Below are 1,010 nucleotides of genomic sequence, written 5' to 3'. Positions count from 1 at the left end.
CGAATAAACTACACTAAAATTTAGTCGGATTTAACTGTAGCATATTTTGCGTTAAAGTTAAGATGCGTTTACCCTGCATTTTTAGATATTTTAGTATATTTTTAGATATTTTAGTACACAACTAGATTTAAAGAGAGTGAAAGTAGGAGAAAGTTATCGGCAAAATAGGACTTTTTTGACTAAGAAAAGCCCGGATTTATTAATAAATAATGGGAAAATTATTTAAACCTAAGTTTATGGTTAGAATGCTTGCCGTTTTATACCCTGTAGTAGCGTGTTATGCCGCTGTTACGGTCTAATAAATAGTTAGCTAGAAGATTGACGATTTTTGTACATTTTTAGCTGGGAGGCCATTATGAAAATACTCATGAGACTTTTAATTTCTATCGGTGTCGTAGCTACAGTTTTTAGTTCGATTGAAGCAGCATATTCACAAATATCTGGATTACGAGGAAAGTTTGATGGCACACAAACTCAGGAAGCTCGGATTCGAGAGGTAGGCTCTCTTGCTGTAGCAGTAGAAGTTAATGATGGTAAAACCTGGCAACAATGGTATGCAACACGTCGGGGAGATACGAACTTCTCAAAAATAGTTAGTTGTACTGTTGGTGAATTCAATGGTGATAAAAAGTCCGATATTGCTTGTCTGTATGACTATGGAAACTTTGATGTTGGAATATGGGTATTGACCTCGGACGGGAAGAACTTTAACTCTAGCATCTGGTGGAGAAGCGGTAAAGGTAACTTGAACCCAAATTCTGTTGTTGGGCCGATTGAGTCCATCGATAATAATAATGATGGTCTGTCTGATCTGAAAATGCCCTACCTTTATCCCAATAATATCCGTAACGATATTGTTTTTTATTCAGATGGTCAGAAATTTTACCGCTAGTTTTTGGGATTTATTTTACCCAGTAAATTAGGCTGGATGTGCTACTCCCTTCCCGCTAGAAGACTATAGAATGAGATTATAGATATGTTGAATCGTGTTGGCAATTTGGATGGGAGTC

1 protein-coding gene is annotated in these 1,010 nt (G+C 36.5%); it reads left to right on the top strand.

The window, feature by feature from the left end:
- Positions 1-355 precede the first annotated feature (355 nt).
- The gene (locus tag QUA36_RS31250; RefSeq protein ID WP_333262630.1) at positions 356-892 is read left to right on the top strand and encodes a hypothetical protein; all 537 of its coding nucleotides are present in this window, start codon (positions 356-358) and stop codon (positions 890-892) included.
- The last annotated feature ends 118 nt before the right edge of the window (positions 893-1,010 follow it).

This window comes from Microcoleus sp. Pol10D4 (assembly GCF_036701555.1).
Taxonomy (GTDB): domain Bacteria; phylum Cyanobacteriota; class Cyanobacteriia; order Cyanobacteriales; family Microcoleaceae; genus Microcoleus.
Note: the sequence above shows the minus strand (reverse complement) of the source record. Positions and strands in the feature narration are given on the sequence as shown.